The organism is Paraburkholderia fungorum (genome assembly GCF_900099835.1).
Classification (GTDB): domain Bacteria; phylum Pseudomonadota; class Gammaproteobacteria; order Burkholderiales; family Burkholderiaceae; genus Paraburkholderia; species Paraburkholderia fungorum_A.
Genome location: NZ_FNKP01000001.1, coordinates 2689272 through 2708920, shown reverse-complemented (window position 1 = coordinate 2708920; position 19649 = coordinate 2689272). Strand labels below are relative to the sequence as shown.

Sequence of the window (19649 nt, the reverse complement as noted above, 5' to 3'; positions counted from 1 at the left end):
GTACCTGTCAGGCAAATCCTACCCCGTGCCCCACCCACTCCTGGCCAATCGGCCAGAACCACCGGGCGGCAAGGCCCAGACGCCACAGGGCTGGCATAATAGCGTTCTCCCCGCATTTCTTTGGACGACGCCCATGTCCGGCAACACACTCGGTACGCTTTTCACTGTCACGACCTTTGGCGAATCGCACGGCCCCGCTATCGGCTGCGTGATCGACGGCTGCCCTCCGGGCATGGCGCTCAACGAAGCCGACATCCAGCTCGAACTCGACCGCCGCAAGCCGGGCACGTCGCGCCATGTCACGCAGCGTCAGGAAGAAGACAAGGTCGAAATCCTGTCGGGTGTGTTCGAAGGACAAACTACCGGCGCACCAATCGCGCTGCTGATCCGCAACACCGACCAGCGCAGCAAGGACTACGGCAACATCGTCGACACCTTCCGTCCCGGCCACGCCGACTACACCTACTGGCAAAAATACGGCATCCGCGACTATCGCGGCGGCGGCCGTTCGTCTGCGCGTCTCACGGCGCCCACGGTCGCGGCGGGCGCGGTCGCGAAGAAGTGGCTGCGCGAGAAGTTCGGCACCGAGATTCGCGGCTACATGGCGGCGCTCGGCGAGATCGACGTGCCGTTCGTCGACTGGGCGCACGTACGAGAAAACCCGTTCTTCGTGCCGAATGCCGACATCGTGCCGCAGCTCGAAACCTACATGGATGCGCTGCGCAAAGACGGCGACTCGATTGGCGCGCGTATCAACGTCGTGGCGTCGGGCGTGCCGGTCGGTCTGGGCGAGCCTTTGTTCGACCGGCTCGACGCAGACATCGCGCATGCCATGATGGGCATCAATGCGGTGAAGGGCGTCGAGATCGGCGCGGGTTTCGCGAGCGTCGCGCAACGCGGCTCGGTGCACGGCGACGAACTGACGCCGGAAGGCTTCGTCGGCAATCACGCTGGCGGTGTGCTCGGCGGCATTTCGACCGGGCAGGACATCACGGTGTCGATCGCGATCAAGCCGACTTCGAGCATCCGCACGCCGCGCCGTTCGATCGACAAGGCGGGCAATCCGGCTGTCGTCGAAACCTTTGGGCGGCATGACCCGTGCGTCGGCATTCGTGCCACGCCGATCGCCGAATCGATGCTTGCACTGGTGCTGATCGACCACGCGCTGCGTCATCGTGCGCAGTGCGGCGACGTCGCCGTCACCACCCCGAAGATCGCGGCCAGCGCGCCTTGATCGCCGTTATCTGACGACTTCTGCTTCTCAACGCCACGCGCCGCGCGCGGAGTCGTCATGTCCAATCTGAATGCCGATGACCAGGTGGCGTGCCGCCTGGCGGCGTTGCACGCGCGTGCGTCGTCGCCGGATGCTACGGCGGCTGAGTTTTTAGCCTTCGGTCTGCTGGCGGTGCAACGCGCGGGGCGTGACAAAAACCGTCAACGCGAGGCACTCGCTGCGCTAGTGCGCGCTTATCAACTCGATCCCGCCTGCGAACCGTCACTGCTCAGCACGATTGCGCAGACGGCGTTTGTCGTGCGCGACTGGGCGCTGCTCGATTCCGCGACCGGGATTCTGCTCGACCATAACGCCGGGGACGTCAACGCGCTGGTCTGGCGCGCGGCCACGGTCCAGCAGCGCAACGACTTCGACTCCGCCGAGGATCTGCTGCGGGAAGCGGCGCGCGTCGCGCCCGGCAATCATGTGGTACTTCACAAGCTGGCTTTGTGCGTCAAGGAACAGGCACGTTTCGCCGAAGCCGAGGCGTTGCTCAACCACGTGCTGTCCATCTCGCCGGATAACGCCCATGCGTTGTTCGATCTGTCCGAACTCGAAATTCGCAGTGCACGTTTTGCTCAAGGCTGGCAGCACTACGAGTCACGCACCGCATTCGCCGACGACCTGAATAACGCGCAGACCGCGCTCGCCGCGATCAGCGCGCACTGGCAGGGCGAATCGCTGGCCGGCAAGACGCTGGTCGTCTACGGGGAGCAGGGCAATGGCGACTGCCTGTGGGCCGTGCGCTTTCTGCCGCTGCTGGCCGAACGGGCGCGGCGCGAAGGAGGGCGCGTGATATTCGGTCACGACGGGCCGTTGCGGCATTTGTTCGAGCGCATTTTGCCCGCGGATTTGCCGATAGAAACCAGTCTCGAAACGCGCCCCGATTTTCATTGCGGGCTGATGAGCCTGCCGCTGCGCCTCGGTATCGTCGACTCGACTGGCTGGGGCGCGCCTTATCTGCAAGCCGATTCCGCGCTGGTGCAAACGTGGCGTGAGCGCGTCGACGCGCACATGGCCGCGACGTGCGGCGGCAATCGCAAAGTGGGTCTGGTGTGGAACGGCAATCCGGAGCATATCCGCGACATGCGGCGCTCGGTGCCCATCGGCCAACTCGAGCCGTTATTGGATGTGCCGGGTGTCAGCTATTTCGCGTTGTCGCCGGGACGGGGTGAAACGGTCGCGCAGTGGCGTGCGAAAGGGCTCGATGTCGTCGACATGACCGGGCATTTCCGGGCCGGTTTCGACGACGTCGCCACGTTGCTGGCGAATCTGGATCTCGTCGTGACGATCGACAGCGGCCCCGCACATCTGGCGGGCGCGCTCGGCGTACCGACCTGTCTGATGATCGATCACGTTTCCGCGTGGTTCTGGGGCGACGATTCGGCGCGAACGGCCTGGTATGACTCGATCGAGGTGTTTCGGCAGCCGCGAATCGGCGACTGGATGCCGGTCGTGGCGAAGGTGCGGAAAAAAATCGAAGCGTTGACGCGCGGTTGAAAGAGCTGATCTTCGCAACGCCGACAAACAGGACGGCGTCGCGAAGTCATGCAAAAACCTGCTTACATATTCGGATAGTTCGGACCGCCGCCACCTTCAGGCGTCACCCATACGATGTTCTGCGTCGGGTCCTTGATATCGCACGTCTTACAATGCACGCAGTTCTGCGCGTTGATCACGAGGCGCTCGGTGTTGTCATCGTTCTTCACGAATTCATACACCGCAGCCGGGCAGTAACGCGCTTCCGGACCCGCATAGGTCTGCCAGTTCACGTTCACCGGCACCGACGGGTCTTTCAGCGTCAGGTGAGCCGGCTGATTCTCTTCGTGATTCGTGTTCGAGATGAACACCGACGAGAGGCGGTCGAACGTCAGCTTGCCATCCGGCTTCGGATACGTAATCGGCTTGCATTGCGAAGCCGGTTTCAGCATCTCGTGGTCCGAGTGCTGATGATGCAGCGTCCACGGCACGCTGCCGCCCAGCAGCTTCTGCTCGATGCCGACCATCAGCGTGCCCAGGTACAGGCCCTTGCTCATCCACTGCTTGAAGTTGCGCGCGCGATGCAACTCGGTATGCAGCCACGACGTTTTGAAGCTCTCCGGGTAGGCCGTGAGTTCGTCGCTGGTGCGGCCTGCCTGCACGGCGTCGAAAGCGGCTTCGGCGGCCAGCATGCCAGTCTTGATCGCCGCGTGCGAACCCTTGATGCGCGACGCGTTCAGGAAGCCCGCATCGTCGCCGACCAGCGCGCCACCCGGGAATACCAGCTTCGGCAGCGACATCAGGCCGCCCGCGGTAATCGCGCGCGCGCCGTACGACACGCGCTTGCCGCCTTCGAGCACGGCACGGATCGCCGGATGCGTCTTGTAGCGCTGGAATTCCTCGAACGGCGACAGATACGGATTCGAATAACCGAGGCCGACCACGAAGCCCACCACCACCTGGTTGTTGTCCATGTGATAGAGGAACGAGCCGCCGTACGTGTCGTTCTCCAGCGGCCAGCCGGCCGTGTGCATCACCAGACCGGGCTTGTGCTTCGACGGATCGATTTCCCACAGTTCCTTGATGCCGATACCGTAGACCTGCGGATCGACGCCGTCGCGTAGCTTGAATTTATCGTTCAACTGACGACCGAGGTGCCCGCGCGCGCCTTCGCAGAAGAGCGTGTACTTCGCGTGCAGCTCCATGCCGAGCTGGAAGTTTTCGGTCGGCTCACCGTCCTTGCCGATACCCAGGTTGCCAGTGGCGACACCTTTGACCGAACCGTCGTCGTTATAAAGAATCTCGGCAGCGGGAAAGCCCGGGAAGATCTCGACGCCCAGCGCCTCAGCCTGCTGACCGAGCCAGCGCGTGACGTTGGCCAGCGAAATAACGTAGTTGCCGTGGTTCTTGAAGTTGTCCGGCAGCGCCCACACCGGCACGCTCTTCGAGCCCGTTTCGGTCAGGAACAGGAACTTGTCTTCGGTCACGTCAACCGTCAGCGGCGCGCCTTTTTCCTTCCAGTCCGGGATCAGTTCGGTGATCGCGCGCGGATCCATCACCGCGCCCGACAGGATATGAGCCCCGATCTCCGAGCCTTTTTCCAGCACGCACACGCCTAGCTCGACGCCTTTTTCAGCCGCCAGCTGCTTCAGGCGGATCGCGGCGGACAGGCCAGCCGGGCCGCCGCCTACGATCACGACGTCGTATTCCATCGACTCGCGTGGACCGTATTGCTCAATGAGACTTGCGGGGGTCATTGATGCTCCTCTTACCGTTAGAATGCTTTTTTCGGGATCGTATTGTGGGCGAACGACTCCCGCACTGCAACCAGATGAGCAAAGATTAGCACGATCGTTCTATTTCTATGATACGGTATTGACCCGCATCGACAAGTCTTACCGTACCTGTCCACCGCATCTGTCTTTACTACCGAACAAGGAACGACAATGGGCCGTTCGATCAATCTGGAAGGCAAGGTCGCGCTGATCACCGGCGCTTCGAGCGGGTTGGGGAAGCGCTTTGCTCAGGTGCTGTCGCAGGCGGGCGCCAAGGTCGTGCTGGCGAGCCGGCGCACTGAGCGTCTGAAGGAATTGCGCGCCGAGATCGAGGCGTCGGGTGGCGCGGCGCATGTGGTTTCGCTCGACGTGACCGACTATCAGAGCATCAAGTCGGCAGTCGCCCATGCGGAAACCGAGGCCGGCACGATCGACATTCTGGTTAACAACTCCGGTGTATCGACTACGCAGAAGCTGTCGGAAGTCACGCCCGCCGACTTCGAGTACGTGTTCGATACGAACACGCGCGGCGCGTTTTTCGTCGCGCAGGAAGTTGCCAAGCGCATGATCATGCGCGGCAACGGTGCGCAGAAGCCGTCGTACCGGATTATCAATATTGCGTCGATGGCGGGTTTGCGTGTGCTGCCGCAAATCGGCCTGTACTCGATGAGCAAGGCGGCCGTCATCCACATGACGAAGGCGATGGCGCTGGAGTGGGGCAAGCACGGCATCAACGTGAACGCGATCTGCCCCGGCTATATCGATACCGAGATCAACCATCACCACTGGTCGACAGAGCAGGGGCAAAAGCTGGTGTCGATGCTGCCGCGTCATCGGGTCGGCAAGCCCGACGATCTGGACGGGCTGTTACTGCTGCTCGCCGCTGACGAATCGCAGTTCATCAACGGCTCGGTGATCGCCGCCGACGACGGTTTCGGGCTCGCCTGAGGCCGTCGCGCGTATTTGTCCAAACCCGAAGAAAGTGTTTTGCATGCACCGGCCTTTTCACGCGGAGGGGGCGGCGTTATGTTTGCAGCACGCTGGTTTCAGCACTTTAAAGTAACGAAAAGAACGGAAGTACGATGAGCGATTTTCACGCAGTTTTCGAAATGTCGATGCCGATCCGCTGGGGCGACATGGACGCCTTCGGCCATGTGAACAACACGGTCTATTTCCGCTATATGGAGCAGGTGCGGATTTCGTGGTTCGAACAATTGGGCATGGCCGGCAGCAACGCGGACGGGCAGGGGCCGGTGATCGTCAACGCGTCGATGGAATTTTTGAAGCAACTGCACTATCCCGGCGACGTGATCGGCCGGATGACGGTGGCCACGCCCGGCCGCAGCAGTTTCGACACGGGCTTCGAACTGGTGCGCGCCGACGATCCGCACACGGTTTATGCGCGCGGTGGGGCGCGTTGCGTATGGATCGATTACGCGGCGGGCAAGTCGGTGCCGGTGCCCGATCTGCTGCGCGAAACCATCGAGCGGGCGGCGCTGGTCAAAGCGGCCTGACTTCCTTCTTCAATTACCTAGCAGCCGCTGCAGCAGTTCGGTTGCATTCCCCGTATCGTATTTACGCATCAGCCGCGCCCGGTAGACGTCGACCGTGCGCGGGCTGATTTCCAGCACCCGGCCAATCTGCTTGCTGGTTTTGCCCGTCACCAGTTGCGCGGCGATTTCACGTTCGCGCGGCGTCAATTCCACGGCGACACGCCGCGTCGCGCTTAAATCCTCGAAAGTCCAGACGCCCGCTGCGTGCGCGTCGGCGCGTTGCTGCGCGCGTCCTGTCACGTGACACCAGAATAATTCGCCATTGGCGCGCTTCATGATGCGGTCGTCCGCGTAACTGCCTTGCGCGGTCATGATGGGCGGAATTCGTGCGCCGATCCGCTCGAATTCGTCCGCCGACGGGTAGAGCACCTGGAACGACTGCCCAAGCAGCGCCTCGCGCGTGGTGCCGAAAATCGACGCCAGCTCGTCGTTGCAGTCTTCGATTTTGCGTTCGCGCGACAGCACGAGTCCGATCGGGGCAAGGTGAAACGCGGTTCGGTAATCCAGGGCAGGCATGGGTTGGCGGCAAGTACTTATGTAGTTTTGCGTATTGTGCCGTATGGCGCGCGCAGCGTACTCTTTCGGGCACATGACAACGCGGCGAGAGCGTCCGCGGCGGGCATCGGGCGCAGCCAGGGCAACCTGAGCGCACAGCCTGCCGGGGATGACTAGAATGACGTGTCGAGCCAGGCTCGAACAACGCCATGAGAGCCGTAACGATCCGGATTCGGGTTTCCATAAAGGAAGGGACATACTGATGAACAAGGTCTATCCAGGCGCCGCCGAGGCGCTGAAAGACATCGTCAAGGACGGCCAGACGTTCGCCGTCGGCGGCTTCGGGCTGTGCGGCATTCCGGAGGCGCTGATCGGTGCGCTGCGCGATTCGAAGGTGCAGGGTATTACCTGCATCAGCAACAACGCGGGCGTCGACGGTTTTGGCCTCGGTTTGCTGCTCGAAACGCGCCAGGTCAAGAAAATGATTTCGTCGTACGTCGGCGAGAACAAGGAGTTCGAGCGCCAGTATCTGGCCGGCGAACTCGAACTCGAATTCACGCCGCAAGGCACACTCGCCGAGAAGCTGCGCGCGGGCGGCTCGGGCATTCCGGCGTTCTTCACCAACACCGGCTACGGCACGCTGATCGCCGAGGGCAAGGAAACCCGCCAGTTCGGCGAGAACCACTACGTGCTCGAACATTCGCTGACCGCCGACGTCGCGCTCGTGAAAGCGTGGAAGGCCGACAAATCGGGCAACCTGATCTATCGCCGCACCGCGCGCAACTTCAACCCGATGTGCGCGATGGCCGGCAAGATCACGGTCGCCGAAGTCGAGGAGATCGTTGAGGTAGGCGAACTCGATCCGGACGCGATTCATACGCCAGGCATCTTCGTGCAGCGCATCGTGCTGAATGCGCATCCGGAAAAACGCATCGAACAACGCGTTATCCGCGCGAAAGGAGACTGATCATGGCATGGACTCGTGACGAAATGGCCGCGCGCGCGGCGAAGGAATTGCAGGACGGTTTTTACGTGAACCTCGGTATCGGCTTGCCCACTCTGGTGGCCAATCACGTGCCGGCCGGCGTCGAAGTGTGGCTGCAGTCGGAGAATGGGCTGCTCGGTATCGGCCCGTCGCCGACCGAAGATGAAGTGGACGCCGACCTGATCAACGCGGGCAAGCAGACGGTCACCACGCTGCCGGGTTCGTCGATTTTTTCGTCGGCGGATTCGTTCGCGATGATTCGCGGCGGCCACATCAACCTGGCGATTCTGGGCGCGATGCAGATCAGCAAGAAGGGCGATCTGGCGAACTGGATGATCCCCGGCAAGATGATCAAGGGTATGGGCGGCGCGATGGATCTGGTCGCGGGCGTCAAGCGCGTGGTCGTGCTGATGGAGCACGTCGCGAAGGGCGACCAGCACAAGATTCTCGAAGAATGCACGTTGCCGCTGACGGGTGTGGCTGTCGTCGATCAGATCATCACCGACCTCGGAGTGATCGAAGTGACGGAAGATGGTTTGAAGCTGACGGAACTGGCTCCGGGCGTGACGGTCGAGGAAGTCAAGGCCAGGACTGGCGCACCGCTCGATGTGAGCGCGGTGAGCTGAGTAGGTGGGCTTAGGCTCGTTTTGACGAGCAACTGGCGGCAAACTGGTTTGTGAAGCGGGCAAGACGCGAGTCTTGCCCGCTTTGCTTTTTGCGGAGGTTTTTCCCTCGATTCCTGGGTCGTCCTAGGCCGTTCGGACGATCCTTGTCGCGCGGCAAAGCGGTTTACAATCGTTTGAAGATTGAGTGCCTGTCTGTCCCGTTTGGTACCGTTCGATCCCGGCCGTGCCGGGGCCAATTTCGCAGCGCTTTTGCAAGGAACCCAGATGACCGCAACGACATCCGCTTCCAACACCGGGCGGCTCGCGCCGCGCCAGCGTTACGTGCAGTGCGCGAGCGGAGGTGGCCTGCATCGCGTCGCCTACACCGAATGGGGCGACCCGGACAATCCGCGCGTGCTGCTGTGTGTGCACGGATTGACCCGCTCCGGGCGCGATTTCGATCGTGTCGCCGAGGAATTTGCCGGCACGTATCGCGTGGTGTGTCCGGACGTGGTGGGGCGGGGCTTGTCATCGTGGCTCGCGAACCCCAACTTCTATAGCGTGCCGCAATACGTTGCCGACATGGTCACGCTGATCGCACGGCTGAACGTCGAAACGGTCGACTGGTTCGGCACGTCGATGGGAGGTTTGATCGGCATGGCGCTCGCGGGCCTGCCCGACACGCCAATCCGCAAGCTGTTGCTGAACGACGTCGGCCCGCATCTGGAGCCTGTGGCCGTGCAGCGTATCGGCGATTACCTCGGCAAGCCCGTGCAGTTCGAAACGCTTCAACAGGGTATCGACTACGCCGCGTTGCTCGCGCAGACATTCGGTCCGCTGTCGCCGGACGAATGGCGGGAGATCAACACGCCGCTGTTGCACGAGAAGGACGGTGCCTGGCGTTTGCGTTACGACCCGCGTATCGCGCAGCCGTTTACCGCGATAACTGAAGAATCCGCGAAGCTCGGCGAGGCCGCGTTATGGCATTCGCTAGCGTCGTTTCAAGGGCCGGTTCTGGTGGTACGGGGTGAGCACTCCGATCTGCTCTCGCGTGAAACGGTGAGCAGAATGGTCGAAGCAGGCAAGGCGGTTTCGAGCGTGGAGATTGCCGGGGTCGGGCACGCACCGGCGTTTCTCGCGGCCGACCAGATCGACATCGCGCGGCAGTTCTTTATCGGTCAGACGCTTGACGCGTCATAATATGCGGTTTCGCGCGGCGCCCACGCGGGGCGTCATGCGAGATGCATCCCCGTTAATTTTCAACCAAATTCAGGACTCTCCATGGCAGTTATCCGTCATTACGTCGACAAGCGCCTCTCGGAAATCGCCGTGCATAACGGTACCGTGTACCTCGCGGGCCAGATCGCCGAAGACACGGATCAGGACATCACGGGTCAGACGCGCGAAGTGCTCGGCCACATCGACCGTCTGCTGGGCGAAGTGAACAGCGACAAGGCGCATCTGCTGTCGGTGCAGATCTACATCGCGGACATGGAACACTTTGCCGGCATGAACGCCGTGTGGGACGAGTGGGTCGCGCAAGGCAACACGCCGCCGCGCGCTACGGTCGAGGCGAAGCTGGCGAACCCGAAGTGCCTCGTCGAGATCGTCGTGGTCGCTGCGCAGCGTTAAGCGCCCGTTGTCGTTATTGAAACCCTTTTGATTCGTCTGGCCCGGTGGGCCGTCGCACCATGAATACCGAAATCGCTACGAGCACGCCTCCTCCCATCCCTTCTTTCGACGAAGTGATGACCTTCGTGCGCAAGCATGCGGGCGAGGTGCGGCTGTCTTCGGGCGAATTGCTGGCGGATCATGCGGCGGGGACGGCTTCGATCATGCGCACGTTGAACGTCGATCCGCCCGCGGTGCTCGCGGCGGCGCTGTTCGCACTGACGCCGCATTTGCAGGACCCGGAGCGAGTGATCGCCGACAACTTCGGCGAAGAGGTCGCGCAACTGGTCAGCGACGTGCGCAAGTTGCTGCGCCTCGGTACAGTCAGCCTGCGCGCCGCGCAGAATGCGATGCCCGAGGCCGGGCGCGACGCACAGGCTGCTCGCCGTGCGCAGGTCGAGGCGCTGCGCAAGATGTTGCTCGCGTTCGCGCAGGACATTCGCGTGGTGCTGATCCGGCTCGCGTCGCGTTTGCAATCGCTGCGTTATTACGCGGCGGCGAAGATCATGCCTTCGCCGGACGTAGCGCGCGAAACGCTGGACATCTATGCGCCGCTTGCCAACCGGCTGGGCATCTGGCAACTGAAGTGGGAGCTCGAAGATCTCGCTTTCCGCTTCGAAGAGCCGGTCACTTACAAGCGCATTGCCAAGCTGCTCGACGAAAAGCGCATCGAGCGCGAGAGCTATGTGGCGCAGGCTATTGAGCGTCTGCAGCAGGAGCTGGCCGCCGCTCATATTCGAGCGGAGGTGAGCGGGCGGCCGAAGCACATCTATAGCATCTGGCGCAAGATGCGCGGCAAGGAACTCGATTTCGCGGAACTGTACGACGTGCGCGCCTTTCGCGTGATCGTGCCGGACATCAAGGATTGCTACACCGTGCTCGGCATCGTGCACAACCTGTGGCAACCGGTGCCCAGAGAGTTCGACGACTACATCTCGCGGCCGAAGCCGAACGGCTATAAGTCGCTGCATACGGTCGTCGTGGGCGATGACGGTCGCGCGTTCGAAGTGCAGATCCGTACGCAGGAAATGCATCAGTTCGCCGAGTATGGCGTGGCAGCGCACTGGCGTTACAAGGAAGCCGGCTCGCGTGGCTACGGTGGGCAGGTCACGGCGAACGAGAAGTACGACGAGAAGATTGCGTGGTTGCGTCAACTGCTTGCGTGGAAAGATGAAGTCTCCGAGGGCGAGCATGGCGAAAAGCGTGCCGCGCAACCGTGGGAGCAGTTGCGCCAGGCCACGCTCGACGACGACCATATCTACGTGCTGACGCCGCAGGCGCGGGTGATTCCGTTGCCGCACGGCGCCACGCCTGTCGATTTCGCATACCACCTGCATAGCGAGTTGGGGCACCGCTGCCGTGGCGCACGCGTGGACGGCGCGATGGTGCCGCTCAACACGCAATTGCAGAACGGCCAGACGGTCGAGATCGTGGCGGTGAAGGAGGGCGGTCCGTCGCGCGACTGGATCAACCCGCAACTCGGCTATCTGCATAGTCCGCGTGCGCGGCAGAAGGTGCGCGCGTGGTTCAACGCGGTCGAGGTGCAGGAGCACATTTCGAGCGGCCGCGCGATGGTCGAAAAGACCTTGCAGCGCGAAGGCAAGACATCGGTCAATCTCGATCAGCTGGCGGCGAAGCTGGGCTTCAAGACGACCGACGACCTGTTTTCCGTGGTCGGCAAGGAAGAGTTCAGTCTGCGGCTCGTCGAGCAGGCGTTGCACGATGCGCCGCCGCCCGAACCCGTGGTCGAGGCGCCCGAGCAGTTCGAGAAGCGCAGCAGCGGAGCGAGCGTGGCGCGCGGCGCGTCCACCGGCGTGCTGGTGGTCGGTGTCGACGCATTACTCACACAACTCGCGCGATGCTGCCGGCCAGCGCCGCCCGACGATATCAGCGGGTTTGTCACGCGCGGCAAAGGCATGTCGATTCACCGTAGCGATTGCCCAACCTTCCAGCGCATGGCCGACCGCGCGCCGGAGCGTGTGCTGCAAACGGCGTGGTCGGCAGACGTGATGAGCGGGCGCGGTCAATCCGTTTATCCCGTCGATCTGAGTATCGAGGCAACGGACCGTCAGGGATTGTTGCGTGATATCTCCGAAGTTTTCGCGCGCGAGAAAATGAACGTAATCGGTGTGAAGACTCAATCGCGCCGTAACACCGCGTTCATGCAATTCACCGTCGAGGTGTCAAGCGCTTCGCAAATTCAGCGCGCGTGTACGGTGCTTGGCGAAATCACGGGCGTGGTGCGCGCGTCGCGAAAAAATTGATGTGTGGCTGACAGGTGGCGCGCACGTGCGAAGCCGCAGCGGTGGTGAAGAAGAAAATTTAAAGTCGATGCATAAAAGTACTTGCCAAGCGGTGTGGCGCTCCATATAATCTCGTTTCTTCAGGCTCGTAGCTCAGCTGGTTAGAGCACCACCTTGACATGGTGGGGGTCGTTGGTTCGAGTCCAATCGAGCCTACCAACGAAAGAGAAATTCCGGTTTTCCGGGGTTTCGCAAACTGCAGTAAGCGCCTTTGGCGCAAAAGGCGAATACGGTTATGACACCGCGAACGTTGACCGAAACCACTTCGGAGCTACGCTAGTCGAGGACCAATTTCGCCAAGGTAGTTTGCAGGAAATGTGAATGCGGCCCCTCGAAAGCGGGGCCGCATTTTTTTTGGGATTTTTGACCTGGTTGTATGTGCCGCCGCCGGTCGGCACCACGGAGAACGCAATGGTTTCGATACGTCTGCCTGACGGTTCTGTTCGACAGTACGAGCATCCAGTGACCGTCGCCGAAGTGGCGGCCTCGATTGGCCCCGGCCTCGCAAAGGCCGCGCTTGGCGGCAAGATCGACGGCGAGCTGGTCGATACGTCCGCTCTGATCGATCATGACGTGGCGCTCGCTATCGTCACTGAAAAAGACGCAGACGGCCTCGATATCATCCGTCACTCCGCGGCGCATTTGCTCGCGTACGCGGTGAAGGATCTGTATCCAGAAGCGCAGGTCACGATCGGCCCGGTGATCGATAACGGTTTCTACTACGACTTCGCATACAACCGTCCCTTCACGCCCGAAGATCTCGAAAAGATCGAAAAGCGCATGCAGGAACTCGCGAAGAAAGACGAGCCGGTTTCGCGCCGCGTGGTGTCGCGTGAAGAGGCGGTGGAATACTTCAAGAGCATCGGCGAGAGGTACAAGGCCGAGATCATCGAATCGATTCCGTCCAGCGACGACATCAAGCTGTACTCGCACGGCGGTTTCACCGATCTGTGCCGTGGACCGCACGTGCCGTCCACCGGCAAGCTGAAAGTCTTCAAGCTGATGAAGGTCGCGGGCGCCTACTGGCGCGGCGATTCAAAAAACGAGCAACTTCAGCGCATTTACGGTACGGCCTGGACGAAGAAGGAAGACCAGGAAGCGTATCTGCACATGCTCGAAGAGGCGGAGAAGCGCGACCACCGCAAGCTCGGCAAACAACTCGATCTGTTCCATATGCAGGACGAGTCGCCGGGCATGGTGTTCTGGCATCCGCGCGGCTGGACGTTGTGGCAGCAGGTGGAGCAGTACATGCGCCGTCGCGTGAACGATGCTGGCTACCTCGAAATCAAGACGCCGATGATCATGGACCGCTCGCTGTGGGAAGCGTCGGGTCACTGGCAGAATTATCGTGAAAACATGTTCACGACAGAGTCGGAAAAGCGCGATTACGCGATTAAACCGATGAACTGTCCGGGCCATGTGCAGGTGTTCAACCACGGTTTGCGCTCGTACCGCGATCTGCCGCTGCGTTACGCGGAGTTCGGTTCGTGCCACCGCAATGAGTCGTCGGGCGCGTTGCATGGCCTGATGCGCGTGCGCGGTTTCGTTCAGGACGACGCGCACATTTTCTGTACCGAAGACCAGTTCATCAGCGAATCGATCGCGTTCAACACGCTGGCGATGAGCGTGTACAAGGACTTCGGCTTCGACAATGTCGAGATCAAGCTGTCGCTGCGCCCCGACGCCCGTGCAGGTACGGATGAAACGTGGGATCGCGCAGAGCAGGGCTTGCGCGAGGCGCTCACCGCTTGCGGCGTGACGTGGGAAGAGCTTCCGGGTGAAGGTGCATTCTACGGTCCGAAGGTCGAATATCACATCAAGGACGCGCTGGGTCGGTCGTGGCAATGTGGCACGTTGCAGCTCGATATGGTGCTGCCGGAGCGTCTGGGCGCGGAATACGTTGCCGAAGACAACAGCCGCCGCCGACCAATCATGCTGCACCGGGCGATCGTCGGTTCGATGGAGCGTTTCCTCGGCATTCTGATCGAGCACCACGCTGGTGCAATGCCGTCCTGGCTCGCGCCAATGCAGGTTGTCGTGATGAATATCGCGGAAAGTCAGACCGAATATGCGCAGTCTTTAGCCCAATCGTTGCAAAAACAAGGGGTTAGAGTTGAGGCCGATTTGCGCAACGAGAAGATTAGCTATAAAATACGTGAGCACACGCTGGAAAAGGTGCCGTACCTGCTTGTGGTCGGCGACAAAGAGCGTGAAGCCCAAACGGTAGCCGTGCGTGCCCGTGGTGGTGTCGATCTGGGCGTGATGCCCCTCGATACCTTCCTTGAGCGTCTGCGCCAGGACGTGCAGTCGTTCAAGTGAGCCACTTGCAGCCCGGCTCGTTTTTTTAATTTTTAGAGGAAACGTAACATCGCTACTGATAAGTCTGCGCACCGCATCAACGGTGAAATTACGGCACCCGAGGTGCGTCTGGTCGGCGTCGAGAACGAACCGCTCGGCATCGTGAAACTCGCTGATGCGTTCCGCATGTCGGAACAGCAAGATGTGGATCTGGTCGAAATCGCTCCGCAAGCGGTTCCGCCGGTTTGCCGCTTGATGGACTACGGCAAGTTCAAGTACTCGGAAGCGAAGAAACAACACGAGGCCAAGCTCAAGCAGAAGATCGTCCAGGTTAAGGAAGTCAAATTCCGGCCAGGTACGGATGACGGTGATTACAACGTCAAACTGCGCAACCTCATTCGCTTCCTCGACGACGGCGACAAGACGAAAATCACGTTGCGTTTCCGTGGCCGCGAAATGGCCCACCAGGAAATCGGTATGCGCGTGCTTGAGCGCTTGCGCACGGACCTCGACGAATTCGGTCAGGTCGAGCAAATGCCGAAGATGGAAGGTCGCCAGATGATCATGGTGATCGCTCCGAAGAAAAAGAAGTAAGTAGCTGGAGCAGCGGCGTGCCAAATGGCGCGTGCTCCAGTGATTGAAGTTTTGAACGATGCTGTGCTGGATGTCTGGCGCAGTATCGGCAGGTTTCGGAAAGGTGGGCGTTTAACGCCTTTCCCGAAAAGCGGCCGTCGGCAAGTTTGGCGGTCTGCATACCAAGTGGAGTGGGTTTCGAAGGGCGGGTAATGGCCATCAGGCCGACCGCACACCCATATCCATCTAATAATGGAGTTGTCATGCCGAAGATGAAGACCAAGAAGAGTGCTGCAAAGCGCTTCGTGGTGCGTCCGGGCGGTACCGTCAAGCGCGGTCAGGCCTTCAAGCGCCACATTCTTACCAAGAAGACCACCAAGAACAAACGCCATTTGCGCGGTTCGACGGCAGTTCATGATGCAGATATGAACTCCGTGCGCGCAATGTTGCCGTTCGCTTAACCCTTAACTGAAACTCATAGGAGCAAGATATGCCTCGAGTAAAACGTGGGGTTACCGCACGGGCCCGTCACAAGAAGATCATCAAGCTGGCCAAGGGTTACCGCGGCCGTCGCAATAACGTCTATCGCATCGCCAAGCAGGCGGTCATGCGCGCAGGCCAATACGCCTACCGCGATCGCCGCAACAAGAAGCGTGTGTTCCGTGCATTGTGGATCACGCGTATCAACGCGGCGGTGCGTCAGCACGACATGACGTACAGCGTGTTCATCAACGGCCTGAAGAAGGCTTCGATCGAACTCGACCGCAAGGTGCTGGCCGACATGGCTGTGTTCGACAAGGCTGCTTTTGCTGCGATCGTTCAGCAGGTGAAAGCCGCCGTTGCAGCCTGATTGCGCTTCTGGCAATTAAAACTGCGTGGTTCGTTGCAGCGAACATCCGGTAGTCTCGGTGACGCTGCAGCAAAAACGGGGCTCCTCACCGAGCCCCGTTTTTGTTGGTAGAACCAGTTTTGCTTCAATTGAACACTGACGTTGAAATGATGGGATCAATGGATCTGGACCAGATTGTCGCCGACGCGCAAAAAGCCTTCGCAGAAGCCTCCGACGTCACCACCCTCGAGAACGAGAAAGCCCGCTTTCTTGGTAAATCGGGTGCGCTGACCGAGCTATTGAAGGGCCTTGGCAAACTCGATCCCGAAACGCGCAAGACCGAAGGCGCACGGATCAACCTCGTCAAGCAACAGGTGGAAGCCGCGTTGACGGCTCGCCGTCAGGCATTGGCCGACGCGTTGCTGAATCAGCGCCTCGCCGCTGAAGCTATCGACGTCACGTTGCCAGGTCGCGGCACCGGTGCAGGCAGCCTGCACCCGGTCATGCGCACGTGGGAGCGCGTCGAACAGATTTTCCGGTCGATTGGATTCGATGTGGCCGACGGCCCCGAAATCGAAACCGACTGGTACAACTTCACCTCTCTGAACAGCCCGGAAAACCACCCGGCGCGTTCCATGCAGGACACCTTCTACGTCGACGGCAAAGATGCCGACGGCCGTCAGCTGCTGCTGCGCACGCACACCAGCCCGATGCAGGTGCGTTATGCACGCACCAATACGCCGCCTATCAAGGTGATCGTGCCGGGTCGTACTTACCGTGTGGACAGCGACGCAACGCATTCGCCAATGTTCAACCAGGTCGAAGGCCTGTGGATCGACGAGAACATCAGCTTTGCGGATCTGAAGGGCGTCTATACCGACTTCCTCAAGAAATTCTTCGAACGCGACGACATTCAGGTGCGCTTCCGTCCGTCGTATTTCCCGTTCACCGAACCGTCGGCCGAAATCGACATGCTGTTCGAAACGGGCAAGAACGCTGGCAAGTGGCTTGAAATTTCAGGCTCGGGCCAGGTTCACCCCACGGTGATCCGTAACATGGGCCTCGACCCGGAGCGCTACATTGGCTTTGCTTTCGGCAGTGGCCTCGAGCGCCTCACGATGTTGCGTTACGGCGTGCAGGACCTGCGTCTGTTCTTCGAAAACGACCTGCGTTTCCTGCGTCAATTCGCGTGAACCTGCGCGGTCGAACGCGACAAGCATAGAGCGCGGCACGGATTCGATGCGTGCCGCCAGCGTCCCCGGCAGTGGCTTGCAGTCTCACGAATACCGAGATGCATGAAGCCGCCGCCGGACGTGGACCTAACCTGATCAGAACGTACACAGAACCATGCAATTCCCGGAATCCTGGCTGAGAACCTTTGTCGATCCGCAACTGACGACCGACGAACTGTCGCACGCGTTGACGATGGCCGGTCTCGAAGTCGAAGACCTGCGACCGGCTGCGCCGCCGACCACGAAGATCGTCGTCGGCCAGGTGCTGGAAGTCGTCAAGCACCCGGACGCGGACAAACTCAACGTGTGCCAGGTCAACGCCGGCACGGGCGCAACGCTGAACATCGTGTGCGGCGCGCCGAACGTGGCGCCGGGCATCAAGGTGCCGGTCGCGCTGGTGGGCGCGCAATTGCCGCCGGCCGAAGAGGGCGGCGCACCGTTCGCGATCAAGCTCTCGAAACTGCGTGGCGTGGAAAGCCAGGGCATGTTGTGCTCGGCACGCGAACTGAAGCTATCGGAAGATCATAGCGGGCTGATGATCCTGCCGGAAGATACGCCGATCGGCCAGGATATCCGCGAGACGCTGAATCTCGACGACACCGTTTTTGAAATCAAGCTCACGCCGAACAAGGCGGATTGTCTGTCGGTGTTCGGTGTCGCGCGCGAAACGTCGGCGATTACTGGCGCATCGCTGCGTCCGCTGGACATCAAGCCGGCTCAAGTGACGCTGAACGAAACGCTGCCCGTCAAAATCTCGGCACCGGATCTGTGCGGCCGCTTCTCGGGTCGCGTGATTCGCGGTGTCAACGCGCGCGCGAAGTCGCCGGCGTGGATGGTGCAACGTCTCGAACGCTCGGGTCAGCGCAGCATTTCGGCGCTGGTCGACATCTCCAATTACGTGATGCTCGAACTGGGCCGTCCGTCGCACGTGTTCGATCTCGACAAGATCCACGGCGGCATGGATGTGCGCTGGGGTCGCAAGGGCGAAACGCTCAAGCTGCTGAACGGCAACACGGTCGAACTCGATGAAACCGTCGGCGTGATCGCCGACGAGCAGCACATCGAAAGCCTCGCGGGCATCATGGGCGGCGACAGCACGGCTGTCACGCTCGACACCACCAACATCTACCTCGAAGCTGCGTTCTGGTGGCCGGATAGCATCCGTGGCCGCTCGCGCAAGTACAACTTCTCGACCGACGCGGGTCATCGCTTCGAACGCGGCGTCGACTATGCAACCACCGTCGAGCACATCGAACGCATCACGCAATTGATCCTCGATATCTGCGGCGGCAATGCGGGTCCGGTCGACGACCAGACCGTCAACGTGCCGCAGCGCGAGCCCGTGAAAATGCGTGTTTCGCGCGCGAACCGCATCATCGGCATCAAGATCGACGCTGACGAAATCGCGCAAATCTTCACGCGCCTCGGCCTCACGTTCGAGCACGAAGGCGACACGTTCTCGGTGATGCCGCCGTCGTATCGTTTCGATATCGAAATCGAAGAAGACCTGATTGAAGAAGTCGCGCGCATATACGGCTTCGAGAAGATCCCGGCGCGTCCGCCGGTCGCCACGAGCGAGATGCTGGCGACCAACGAAACGCAGCGCTCGGTCCACGTGATCCGTCACGCGCTCGCCGCACGCGATTACGCGGAAACGGTCAACTTCAGTTTCGTCGACGCTGAGTGGGAACAGGACTTTGCCGGTAACGACAAGCCGGTCCGTCTGCTGAATCCGATTGCGAGCCAATTGTCGGTGATGCGCACGACGTTGTTCGGCAGCCTGATCAACGTGCTGCGTACGAACCTGAATCGTCGCGCGGCAGATCGCGTGCGTGTGTTCGAAGCCGGACGCGTGTTCCTGCACGATCCGTCGATCAAGGCAGGCGAATTGACGGTCGAAGGTTTCGCGCAGCCGAAGATGATCGGCGCGCTCGCGTACGGTCCCGCGCTCGACGAGCAATGGGGCGCGCAAACGCGCACCGTCGATTACTTCGATATGAAGGGCGACCTCGAATCGCTGCTGTCGCCGGCGGTGGCTCGTTTCGTGAAAGCGGAGCATCCGGCATTGCATCCGGGACGCAGTGCGCGCGTTGAAGTTAATGGCCGCGCAGTGGGTTGGATTGGCGAATTGCATCCGCGCTGGATGCAAAAATATGATTTACCGCATGCGCCGATTCTGTTTGAAATCGAAGCTGAAGCATTAATGCAGCGCGTATTGCCGATTCCGTCGGAAGTTTCTAAATTCCCGCCGGTGCGTCGCGATATTGCGGTTGTCGTGGACCAGAAAATCGAGGTTCAGGCACTGCTCGACGAGCTTCAGAAGGCCCAGTCCGAAGCCGCTTGCAAGAGCGTCCAGAAGGTTGTGCTTTTCGACGAATTCCGTCCAAAATCAAACACTTCCGGTGGCCTGGCTGCTCACGAGAAAAGCCTTGCGTTCCGTGTGACCTTGCAAGATACTGGCGGAACCCTTCAGGATGAAACGGTCGATCTGGCCATTCAAACTCTGGTGGAACGTCTGGCTCGAGTATATGGCGCACGGTTGCGCGGATAACCCGCATTTAACAATTGCACGGCTGTT

At 60.7% G+C, this 19649-nt stretch carries 17 protein-coding genes and 1 tRNA gene; 16 read left to right on the top strand and 2 right to left on the bottom strand.

Annotation, left to right across the window (positions count from 1 at the left end; translation table 11 throughout):
• The first annotated feature begins 133 nt into the window (after window positions 1-133).
• On the top strand, window positions 134-1234 hold the full coding sequence (gene aroC, locus BLS41_RS11880) for a chorismate synthase (protein WP_074764687.1): 1101 nt from the start codon (window positions 134-136) through the stop codon (window positions 1232-1234).
• A 57-nt stretch (window positions 1235-1291) separates the two neighbouring features.
• The gene (locus tag BLS41_RS11875; RefSeq protein WP_074764685.1) at window positions 1292-2773 is read left to right on the top strand and encodes a tetratricopeptide repeat protein; all 1482 of its coding nucleotides are present in this window, start codon (window positions 1292-1294) and stop codon (window positions 2771-2773) included.
• Between the two features lie 62 nt (window positions 2774-2835).
• Here the strand turns inward: BLS41_RS11875 and BLS41_RS11870 are convergent, their stop codons facing one another.
• On the bottom strand, window positions 2836-4509 hold the full coding sequence (locus BLS41_RS11870; protein WP_074764683.1) for an electron transfer flavoprotein-ubiquinone oxidoreductase: 1674 nt from the start codon (window positions 4507-4509) through the stop codon (window positions 2836-2838).
• A 189-nt stretch (window positions 4510-4698) separates the two neighbouring features.
• Here BLS41_RS11870 and BLS41_RS11865 point away from each other — a divergent pair, with 189 nt between their 5' ends.
• Complete coding sequence (locus BLS41_RS11865; RefSeq protein WP_074764681.1) at window positions 4699-5475, top strand: SDR family oxidoreductase; 777 nt, start codon at window positions 4699-4701, stop codon at window positions 5473-5475.
• A 134-nt stretch (window positions 5476-5609) separates the two neighbouring features.
• Window positions 5610-6041, top strand: coding sequence for an acyl-CoA thioesterase (locus tag BLS41_RS11860; protein ID WP_074764679.1), 432 nt, complete (start codon window positions 5610-5612; stop codon window positions 6039-6041).
• Window positions 6042-6050: 9 nt separating this feature from the next.
• On the opposite strand, the gene BLS41_RS11855 is transcribed toward BLS41_RS11860, so the two are convergent.
• Window positions 6051-6596, bottom strand: a complete 546-nt coding sequence (locus BLS41_RS11855; RefSeq protein WP_074764677.1) for a LuxR C-terminal-related transcriptional regulator — start codon at window positions 6594-6596, stop codon at window positions 6051-6053.
• A gap of 241 nt (window positions 6597-6837) precedes the next feature.
• Here BLS41_RS11855 and BLS41_RS11850 point away from each other — a divergent pair, with 241 nt between their 5' ends.
• From BLS41_RS11850 to pheT, 12 genes are all read left to right on the top strand, one after another.
• Complete coding sequence (locus BLS41_RS11850; RefSeq protein WP_074764675.1) at window positions 6838-7542, top strand: CoA transferase subunit A; 705 nt, start codon at window positions 6838-6840, stop codon at window positions 7540-7542.
• Between the two features lie 2 nt (window positions 7543-7544).
• Entirely contained in the window at window positions 7545-8186 is a 642-nt protein-coding gene (locus tag BLS41_RS11845) for a CoA transferase subunit B (protein WP_074764673.1), read from the top strand.
• 264 nt (window positions 8187-8450) lie between these two features.
• On the top strand, window positions 8451-9365 hold the full coding sequence (locus tag BLS41_RS11840) for an alpha/beta fold hydrolase (protein ID WP_074764671.1): 915 nt from the start codon (window positions 8451-8453) through the stop codon (window positions 9363-9365).
• Between the two features lie 81 nt (window positions 9366-9446).
• Window positions 9447-9797: a RidA family protein gene (locus BLS41_RS11835; RefSeq protein WP_074764669.1), complete on the top strand. Its 351-nt coding sequence runs from the start codon at window positions 9447-9449 to the stop codon at window positions 9795-9797.
• 59 nt (window positions 9798-9856) lie between these two features.
• Window positions 9857-12100 (top strand): RelA/SpoT family protein, encoded by a 2244-nt coding sequence (locus tag BLS41_RS11830; RefSeq protein WP_074764667.1) that lies wholly within the window; start codon window positions 9857-9859, stop codon window positions 12098-12100.
• 121 nt (window positions 12101-12221) lie between these two features.
• Window positions 12222-12298 (top strand) — tRNA-Val (locus BLS41_RS11825).
• A 252-nt stretch (window positions 12299-12550) separates the two neighbouring features.
• Window positions 12551-14458, top strand: coding sequence for a threonine--tRNA ligase (thrS, locus tag BLS41_RS11815; RefSeq protein WP_074764665.1), 1908 nt, complete (start codon window positions 12551-12553; stop codon window positions 14456-14458).
• 48 nt (window positions 14459-14506) lie between these two features.
• On the top strand, window positions 14507-15031 hold the full coding sequence (gene infC / locus BLS41_RS11810) for a translation initiation factor IF-3 (RefSeq protein ID WP_074764658.1): 525 nt from the start codon (window positions 14507-14509) through the stop codon (window positions 15029-15031).
• Window positions 15032-15273: 242 nt separating this feature from the next.
• A complete protein-coding gene (rpmI, locus tag BLS41_RS11805) occupies window positions 15274-15471 on the top strand; it encodes a 50S ribosomal protein L35 (RefSeq protein WP_012433738.1) in 198 nt (65 codons plus the stop codon).
• 29 nt (window positions 15472-15500) lie between these two features.
• Window positions 15501-15860: a 50S ribosomal protein L20 gene (gene rplT, locus BLS41_RS11800; protein WP_006052502.1), complete on the top strand. Its 360-nt coding sequence runs from the start codon at window positions 15501-15503 to the stop codon at window positions 15858-15860.
• 158 nt (window positions 15861-16018) lie between these two features.
• Window positions 16019-17032 carry a phenylalanine--tRNA ligase subunit alpha gene (gene pheS, locus BLS41_RS11795; protein WP_074764656.1) on the top strand — a complete coding sequence of 338 codons (1014 nt, stop codon included), beginning with the start codon at window positions 16019-16021 and terminating at the stop codon, window positions 17030-17032.
• Window positions 17033-17186: 154 nt separating this feature from the next.
• Window positions 17187-19622 carry a phenylalanine--tRNA ligase subunit beta gene (gene pheT, locus BLS41_RS11790; protein ID WP_074764654.1) on the top strand — a complete coding sequence of 812 codons (2436 nt, stop codon included), beginning with the start codon at window positions 17187-17189 and terminating at the stop codon, window positions 19620-19622.
• Window positions 19623-19649: the final 27 nt, after the last annotated feature.

What these genes read in the sequence shown, in the direction of transcription:
- aroC (WP_074764687.1), top strand. Translation starts at nt 134, where the DNA reads ATGTCCGGCAACACACTCGGTACGCTTTTCACTGTCACGACCTTTGGC.
- BLS41_RS11875 (WP_074764685.1), top strand. Translation starts at nt 1,292, where the DNA reads ATGTCCAATCTGAATGCCGATGACCAGGTGGCGTGCCGCCTGGCGGCG.
- BLS41_RS11870 (WP_074764683.1), bottom strand. Translation starts at nt 4,509, where the DNA reads ATGACCCCCGCAAGTCTCATTGAGCAATACGGTCCACGCGAGTCGATG.
- BLS41_RS11865 (WP_074764681.1), top strand. Translation starts at nt 4,699, where the DNA reads ATGGGCCGTTCGATCAATCTGGAAGGCAAGGTCGCGCTGATCACCGGC.
- BLS41_RS11860 (WP_074764679.1), top strand. Translation starts at nt 5,610, where the DNA reads ATGAGCGATTTTCACGCAGTTTTCGAAATGTCGATGCCGATCCGCTGG.
- BLS41_RS11855 (WP_074764677.1), bottom strand. Translation starts at nt 6,596, where the DNA reads ATGCCTGCCCTGGATTACCGAACCGCGTTTCACCTTGCCCCGATCGGA.
- BLS41_RS11850 (WP_074764675.1), top strand. Translation starts at nt 6,838, where the DNA reads ATGAACAAGGTCTATCCAGGCGCCGCCGAGGCGCTGAAAGACATCGTC.
- BLS41_RS11845 (WP_074764673.1), top strand. Translation starts at nt 7,545, where the DNA reads ATGGCATGGACTCGTGACGAAATGGCCGCGCGCGCGGCGAAGGAATTG.
- BLS41_RS11840 (WP_074764671.1), top strand. Translation starts at nt 8,451, where the DNA reads ATGACCGCAACGACATCCGCTTCCAACACCGGGCGGCTCGCGCCGCGC.
- BLS41_RS11835 (WP_074764669.1), top strand. Translation starts at nt 9,447, where the DNA reads ATGGCAGTTATCCGTCATTACGTCGACAAGCGCCTCTCGGAAATCGCC.
- BLS41_RS11830 (WP_074764667.1), top strand. Translation starts at nt 9,857, where the DNA reads ATGAATACCGAAATCGCTACGAGCACGCCTCCTCCCATCCCTTCTTTC.
- thrS (WP_074764665.1), top strand. Translation starts at nt 12,551, where the DNA reads ATGGTTTCGATACGTCTGCCTGACGGTTCTGTTCGACAGTACGAGCAT.
- rpmI (WP_012433738.1), top strand. Translation starts at nt 15,274, where the DNA reads ATGCCGAAGATGAAGACCAAGAAGAGTGCTGCAAAGCGCTTCGTGGTG.
- rplT (WP_006052502.1), top strand. Translation starts at nt 15,501, where the DNA reads ATGCCTCGAGTAAAACGTGGGGTTACCGCACGGGCCCGTCACAAGAAG.
- pheS (WP_074764656.1), top strand. Translation starts at nt 16,019, where the DNA reads ATGGATCTGGACCAGATTGTCGCCGACGCGCAAAAAGCCTTCGCAGAA.
- pheT (WP_074764654.1), top strand. Translation starts at nt 17,187, where the DNA reads ATGCAATTCCCGGAATCCTGGCTGAGAACCTTTGTCGATCCGCAACTG.